Here is an 8,236-nt window from a genome sequence, read left to right as displayed (position 1 = left end):
GCACGCTGACGGTTGACCAGAACGGCAACTGGACGTACGAACTGAACAACGACGACCCCAAGGTCCAGGCCCTGAAGGCGGGCGAAAAGGTCGTGGACACCATCACCGTCACCGTCGACGACGGCCATGGCGGCACCGTCACCCAGGAAATCAAGGTCACCGTCACCGGCACCAACGACACGGCGGTCGTGACCCCGAGCAAGCCGGGCGATGACCAAGGCAGCGTCACCGAAGACGGCACCCTGACCACCGGCGGCAAGCTGGACGTGACCGACAAGGACGCGGGCGAAGCGGTCTTCAATCCGCAGAACGGACTCCAAGGCGAACACGGCAAGTTCTCCATCGACGCCAACGGCAACTGGACGTACCACCTGGACAACGCCTCTTCCGCCGTCCAGGGGCTGGGCGCGGGCGAAACGCTGAAGGAGACCTTCACGGTCACCACGGCTGACGGCACCGAAAGCACCGTCACCGTCACGATCGAAGGCACCAACGACGATCCGAAGCTGTCCGGCAAGGTCGATGGTGCGGTGGCCGAAGACGGCACCGCCGTCGCCACCGGCAAACTCGACGTTGCCGACGTGGACGTGAACGACAAGCACACCTGGACCGTCAACAACGAGGGCAACGGTACGTACGGCAAGTTCACCGTCGACCAGAACGGCAACTGGAAGTACGAGCTGGACAACGCCAGCGACAAGGTGCAGGCCCTGAAGGGTGGCGAAAAGGTCACTGACACCATCACCGTGACGGTGGACGACGGCCATGGCGGCACGGCCACCGAGACCATCGTCGTCACCATCACCGGCACCAATGATGCCGCCGTGGTGACCCCGAGCAAGCCGGGCGACGACAAGGGCACGGTCAAGGAAGACGAAACCACCACGGCCAGCGGCAAGCTGAACGTGGCGGACAAGGACGCCGGCGAAGCCAGCTTCCAGGCCCAGGTCGACCACCCGGGCCAGTACGGCAAGTTCTCGATCGATGCCAACGGCAACTGGTCCTTCAAGCTGGACAACAACGCCGCCGCCATCCAGCAGCTGGGCGCCAAGGACAGCCTGACCGAGACCTTCACGGTCAAGACGGCCGACGGCACCACCAGCCAGGTGGTCATCACGATCAACGGCACCAACGACCTGCCGACCATCACCGGCCTCACCACCGGCAACGTCAAGGAAGACGGCGCGCAGACCACGACCGGCCAATTGACGCCACATGACGTCGACGCGACCGACAAGCACAGCTGGTCGTTCGACAACGTCGCCAACAGCGGCAAGGGCCAGTACGGCACCTTCACGCTCGACCAGAACGGCAAGTGGACCTACGTGCTGGATAACGACAGCGCCAAGGTCCAGGCCCTGGCCGACGGCCAGAAGGTCACCGACACCATCACGGTACTGGTGGACGACGGCAACGGCGGCAAGGCCACCACCACCCTCGTCATCGACATCACCGGCACCAATGATGCCGCCGTGGTGACCCCGAGCAAGCCGGGCGACGACAAGGGCACGGTCAAGGAAGACGAAACCACCACGGCCAGCGGCAAGCTGAACGTGGCGGACAAGGACGCCGGCGAAGCCAGCTTCCAGGCCCAGGTCGACCACCAGGGCCAGTACGGCAAGTTCTCGATCGATGCCAACGGCAACTGGTCGTTCAAGCTGGACAACAACGCCACCGCCATCCAGCAGCTGGGCGCCAAGGACAGCCTGACCGAAACCTTCACGGTCACCACGGCCGACGGCACCACCAGCCAGGTGGTCATCACGATCAACGGCACCAACGACCTGCCGACCATCACCGGCCTGGCCACGGGCAACGTCAAGGAAGACGCCACCCTCACCACCGTGTCGGGCCAGCTGGCCAAGCACGACGTCGACGCGACCGACAAGCACACCTGGTCCGTCAACAATGAGGGCAAGGGCACCTACGGCACCTTCACCGTCGACCAGACGGGCAAGTGGACCTATGTGCTGGACAACGACAGCACCAAGGTCCAGGCCCTGGCCGAAGGCCAGAAGGTCACCGATACCATCACGGTCACGGTGGACGATGGCAACGGCGGCAAGGCCACCCAGACCATCGTCGTCAACGTCACCGGCACCAACGACGCCCCGACGCTGAGCGGCGCCACCACCGGCAACGTCAAGGAAGACGGCGGGCTGACCGCGACCGGCCAGCTGACGAAGTCGGATGTCGACACGAACGACACCCACACCTGGTCCGTCAACAACGACGGCAAGGGCACCTATGGCACGTTCACGGTCGACCAGAACGGCAAGTGGACCTACGTGCTGGACAACGGCAGCGCCAAGGTCCAGGCCCTGGCCGAAGGCCAGAAGGTCACCGACACCATCACCGTCACCGTGGACGACGGCCATGGCGGCACGGCCACCAAGACGATCGTCATCGATATCACCGGCACCAACGACGCCGCCGTCATCACCCCCAGCACGCCGGGGGCCGACAAGGGCACCGTCAAGGAAGACACGATCGACACGGCCAGCGGCAAGCTGAACGTGACGGACAAGGATGCCGGCGAAGCGGTCTTCAAACCGCAGACCGACTTCCAGGGCCAATACGGCAAGTTCTCGATCGACGCCAACGGCAACTGGTCGTTCAAGCTGGACAACACCGCCGCCGCCGTGCAGCAGCTGGGCGCCAAGGACAGCCTGACCGAGTCCTACACGGTCACCACCGCGGATGGCACCACCAGCAAGGTGGTCATCACCATCAACGGCACCAACGACCTGCCGACCATTACCGGCCTGGTCACCGGCAACGTCAAGGAAGACGGCACGCTGACCACGAGCGGCCAGCTGACCAAGCAGGACATCGACGCCACCGACAAGCACACCTGGACGGTCAACAACGGCGGCCAGGGCACGTACGGCACCTTCACCGTCGACCAGACCGGCAAGTGGACCTATGTGCTGGACAACAACAGCGCCAAGGTGCAAGCCCTGACCGAAGGCCAGACGGTGAACGACGTCATCCGGGTCACGGTGGACGACGGCAACGGCGGCACCGCGTACAAGGACATCACCGTCACCATCACCGGCACCAACGACGTCGCCAAGATCAGCGGCCAGACCGGTGGCACGGTGATCGAAGACAATTCGCTGCTGACCTCGGGCAAGCTGACGGTGTCGGATGCCGACGCCGGCCAGAGCAGCGTCGTCGCCCAGACCAGCGTGGCGGGCAAGTACGGCACGTTCTCGATCGACGCCAACGGCAACTGGACCTACTCGCTGAACAACGGCCTGAAGGAAGTGCAGGACCTGCCCGCCGGCAAGGTGCTCAAGGAGAGCTTCGAGGTCACGTCCGCCGACGGCTCGGCCAAGCAGACCATCACGGTCGACGTGGTGGGCACCAATGATGCCCCGGTCGCCGCAGACAACGCGACCACCGTCAGCGCCGGTGCCGGCCATGCCTTCACCACGGCCGAGTTCAACTTCAATGACGGCGCCGAAGGCAATTCCCTGCAAAGCGTGATAATCACGCGCCTGCCGACCGACGGCACCCTGACCCTGAACGGCCAGCCCGTGACGGTGAACGCCGTGATCTCGGCGGCGGACATCGCCGCGGGCAAGCTGGTCTACACCCCGTCGGCCGCCGGCCAGGACACCTCGTTCGGCTTCCAGGTCCGTGACGATGGCGGCACCGCCAACGGCGGCAAGGACACGTCGGGCGAGTACAACTTCGCGCTCAAGACCAACAACTTCATCTCGGGCGACAACGACGGCAGCGGTACCGGCACCAAGCCGCCCATCAACGGCGGCAGCGGCGACGACGTCATCCTGGGCGACAAGGGCGGCACCGTCACCACGGTGGAGCCGGGCAAGAACTACAACATCGCGATCGTCGTGGATACCTCGGGCAGCATGGCGGACCCGTCGGGCACGAAGGGCCTGTCCCGCATGCAGTTGACGATCGACGCGCTCAAGAACCTGGCCAACAGCCTGAAGGGCCACGACGGCATCGTCAACGTGGCGCTGATCGGCTTCGAGTCATCGGCCAGCACCAAGTACACGGTCAACGGCCTGAACGCGAGCAACGTCAATGACCTGATCAAGGCCATCGAAAAGCTCAGCGCCAGCGGCGGCACGAACTACGAAGGCGCGTTCAAGGAAGCCCTGACCTGGTTCAACAAGCAGCCCTCGTCGTCCAACGGCAAGACGTTCGAGAACGTCACGTACTTCCTGACCGACGGCGACCCCACGTTCAGCAACAACGGCAGCAACGGCAGCGGCAACAGCACCGACTACCGTGACATGAAGGATGCCGTCGACGCCTTCAAGGGCCTGAGCGGCAAGAGCGCCGTCCACGCCATCGGCATCGGCACGGGCGTGAACGAGGGCTACCTCAAGTTCTTCGACAATTCCAGCGTCACCGGCACGGGCACCGTCTCGTTCCCGGGCGACTACTGGTGGAGCCCCAACCAAACCGTCACGGGTGCGGTCGGCCAGCCCCAGATCGTCAACACGTCCAAGGACCTGGCGGCCGCGCTGCAAGGCGGCTCGTCCAGCACGGACCCGGCCGCTGTCGGCAACGACATCATCAACGGTGGCGCCGGCAACGACATCATCTTCGGCGACACGCTGAACACCGATGGCAGCGTGCTGAACTGGAGCTCCGTGGGCGGCCGCCCAAGCGACCTGCTGCAAGGCTCGGGCCTGAAGGCGCTGCAAGTGTTCCTGGAAATGCGTGACGGGCATCCGCCGACCAACAGCGACCTGTACGACTACATCAAGGACCACCACGCCGACTTCAACCTGGCAGACGACCCGCGTGGCGGCAACGACACGATCCACGGCGGCACCGGCGACGACATCCTCTACGGCCAGGGCGGCGACGACATCCTGTACGGTGACGACGGCAACGACATCATCTACGGTGGTGCCGGCGACGACAAGCTGTACGGCGGCGACGGCAACGACCTGCTGCACGGCGGTTCGGGCAACGACACGCTGGAAGGTGGCAACGGCAACGACATCCTGATCGGCGGCAAGGGCGATGACACGCTCATCGGCGGCGCCGGCAGCGATACGTTCAAGTGGGAACTGGGCGACCAGGGCACCACCGCCAAGCCGGCCGTGGACACGATCAAGGACTTCGCGCTGGGCAAACCGGCGGATGGCGGCGACGTGCTGGACCTGAAGGACCTGCTGGTCGGCGAAAAGGACGGCACCCTGACCCAGTACCTGAACTTCCACAAGGAAGGCAGCAACACGGTCATCGACGTCAACACGCAGGGCAAGCTGGGCACGCAGGGCGCGGACCAGAAGATCGTGCTGGAGAACATCGACCTGACGCAAGGCGGGCAATTGAACAACCAGGCGATCATCAACGACCTGCTGCAGAAGGGAAAGCTGAACGTCGATCACAGCTAAGCCCGTCACCGTCCAGGGCCGCCCGCGGCCCTGGACGGTCCGAAGCACCGTGCGCGACGCGTTGGCTGCGCGGGGATTTTTTCCGGCTGACACCTGAATCACCCGGAAAAATGTGAAAATCCGTTTCATGCCATCAACCCGCCGTTTCCGCGTCACGCTGAACCTGTGCCGATGGGTTTTGCTTTGCCTGGCGTGCGGCTGGGGCGGCAGTTTCGCCCTGGAGATCAACGCCGACAAACTGCAAAGCCTGTCGGCCAGCCGCTATGGCGCCAAGGGCGCCAAGGCGGTGTCGAACTGGCTGCAATTGCTGCACACCCCGCCTCCCCCGCTTGAACGAGACAAGCTGACGGTGGCGAACGATTTCTGGAACCGTGCCCTGCTGTCGGGCGACGACATCACGATCTGGGGCAAGGACGACTACTGGGCCACCCCGCTCGAATCGCTGGGCAAAGGCGCGGGCGACTGCGAAGACTACGTCATCGGCAAGTATTTCACCCTGCTGTCCCTGGGCGTGCCGGCGAACAAGCTGCGTTTCATCTATGTGCGGGCACGGGTTGGCGGCCCGGCCAGCAGCAGCCAGATCGCCCACATGGTGCTGGGCTACTACGAAACCCCGAACGCGGTACCGCTGGTGCTGGACAGCCTGATTTCCACCATCCTGCCGGCGTCGCAACGGCGCGACCTGACGCCGGTCTTCAGCTTCAACGCCGACGGCGTATACGTCGACGGCAAACCCGCCGCACCGGTTGACCGCCTCAGCCGCTGGCGCGATCTACTTCAACGCATGGAACGGGAAGGCATACGCCCCTGATGTCCGGAACCAAGACTATGTCCATACTTCGACAGCTCCTGCTCAGCGTCACCCTCGCGATCATCGTGATCCTGCTGGGGACCCTGGCGCTCAGCGTCAACGCCGCCCGTGAATACCTGTCGGGCCAGTTGCAGGTGCAGAGCACCGATGCCGCCGTGTCGCTGGCGCTGTCGCTGTCGCAACCGGCCAACAACGACCCGGTGGTGCAGGAATTGCTGGTGTCGGCGCTGTTCGACGGCGGCCACTTTTCACTGGTGCGCCTGGCCGACCCTGAAGGCAAGGTGCTGATCGAACGCCAGGCCACGTCCGCGGGCGCCTCCGTGCCGCGCTGGTTCCAGGCGCTGGCGCCGCTGGATGCGCAATCGGCCTCGCACGCGGTCAGCGACGGCTGGCGCCAGATCGGCGAAGTCACGCTGGTGGCCAACGACGCCTATGCCTGGGAAGCCCTGTGGCGCAGCAGCCTGCGCATGATCGCGCTGGTGGTCGGCGCGGGCCTGATCTGGGCGCTGTTCGCCTTTGCCCTGGTGGGCTGGATCAAGAACCGGCTGCTGCGCGAGATCAGCGACCACGTCCGCAGCATCGGCCAGGACACGCCGCCACAGCAGATGCAGGCACGCGTGCCCGAATTGACCGACGTCGTGCAGGCGCTGAACCAGACCCGCGAGCGCGTCTACGCCAGCGTCGAGGAACAGAACGCCAAGATCGAATCGCTGGAACTGGAACTGAACCAGGACCCGGTCACGGGGCTGCCCAACCGCAAATACTTCGTCAATGAATTCCGCCGCGCGCTCGAAGCCGGCCCGGTCCAGGGCGGCTCGCCCGCACGTCCGCCCATCGATGGGGGCCATGTGCTGGTGTTCCGCCAGCGCGACCTGGCTGACCTGAACCGCCACATGCCGCGCGAGTTCATCGACCAGTGGCTGCGCGCCGCCTGCGAACGCATCCAGGCTTCGCTCAAGTCGCTGCACGTGGCCAATCCGCTGCTGGCCCGCCTGAACGGGTCCGACTTCGCGCTGCTGCTGCCGGGTTGCGCCGCGCCGCAGGCGATGATGATCGCCGAGCAGTTGCGCGCCGACCTGCATGCCTCGCGCATTCCCGTGGGCGAAGGCCACCTGTGCCGCTGGGCCCAGGCCATGGCCGACTACAGCCACGGCAACCCGGCCGGACCGGTGCTGGGGCGGCTGGACTTCGGCCTGATGCGGGCGGAAAGCGCCGGCAACGACCAGGTCGTCATCGCCGGCGCGGCCGATGCGCAATCCCCGTCCGAATCCGGCGAGCGCGCCTGGAAGGACGCCATCCTGTCGGCCCTGGAAGGCCGCCGCTTCGAACTGACGACCGAACCGCTGCGCGCTGCCGATGGCACCGTCCTGCGCAACGAAGCCATGCTGATGCTGCGCACGGCGCCCGACCAGGCTGCCATCCCCGCCACCCTGTTCATCCCCCCCGCCGTGCGGCTGGACCTGGTGGCCGATTGCGATCTGCAGGCCGTGGAACTGGGCCTGGACTGGCTGGCCGCCCACGACGGCGAACTGGCCCTGCGCGTGGCCCTGCCCTCGCTGCGCGGCCAGAAATACCTGCGCCAGCTGGCGCTGCTGCTGACCGAACACCGTGCGCTGGCCCGCCGCCTGTTCCTGGAAATCGACGCGCACGGCCTGGTGGAATGCCACGAACAGATCGCCGCGCTGGCGCGGGTGGCCTCGGAATTCGGCGCGCATATCGGCGTGCGCCGCCTGGCGCAGCAATTCGGCGCCGTGGCGCAGTTGCACACCCTGCCCCTGTCGTACGTCAAGCTGGGTGGCGGTTTCGTGGGCGGCATGTCGCAAAGCCCGGGCAGCCAGCAACTGACGGCATCGGTGCTGGAAACCGCCCGCAAGCTCAACATCGCGGTCTACGCCGAAGACGTGCCGGACAGCGAAACGCGCCGCATCCTGGCCGACCTCGGCATCACCGTCATGCGGGGCCCGGGCGTCAAGCAGCCCAACTAGGCCGGACAGTCGCAAAAAAAGGGCCACCGCGGACAACCGGCGGTCTCTTT

Annotated in this window: 3 protein-coding genes; all 3 read left to right on the top strand. The window is 65.6% G+C overall.

The genetic code is table 11. The features are described 5' to 3' along the window. Positions 1 to 5,390: VCBS domain-containing protein (locus AC6LJ2_RS29600; protein WP_498152732.1), on the top strand; the 5,390-nt coding region annotated here is incomplete at its 5' end. Positions 5,391 to 5,517: 127 nt separating this feature from the next. Further along, complete coding sequence (locus AC6LJ2_RS29595) at positions 5,518 to 6,201, top strand: transglutaminase-like cysteine peptidase (protein ID WP_263913824.1); 684 nt, start codon at positions 5,518 to 5,520, stop codon at positions 6,199 to 6,201. Positions 6,202 to 6,218: 17 nt separating this feature from the next. Further along, on the top strand, positions 6,219 to 8,186 hold the full coding sequence (locus AC6LJ2_RS29590; protein WP_498152731.1) for a bifunctional diguanylate cyclase/phosphodiesterase: 1,968 nt from the start codon (positions 6,219 to 6,221) through the stop codon (positions 8,184 to 8,186). The last annotated feature ends 50 nt before the right edge of the window (positions 8,187 to 8,236 follow it).

It is taken from the genome of Achromobacter sp. 1014246743 (genome assembly GCF_059760725.1).
This window is presented reverse-complemented; position numbering and strand designations above follow the sequence as displayed.

What these genes read in the sequence shown, in the direction of transcription:
- AC6LJ2_RS29590 (WP_498152731.1), top strand. Translation starts at nt 6,219, where the DNA reads ATGTCCATACTTCGACAGCTCCTGCTCAGCGTCACCCTCGCGATCATC.
- AC6LJ2_RS29595 (WP_263913824.1), top strand. Translation starts at nt 5,518, where the DNA reads ATGCCATCAACCCGCCGTTTCCGCGTCACGCTGAACCTGTGCCGATGG.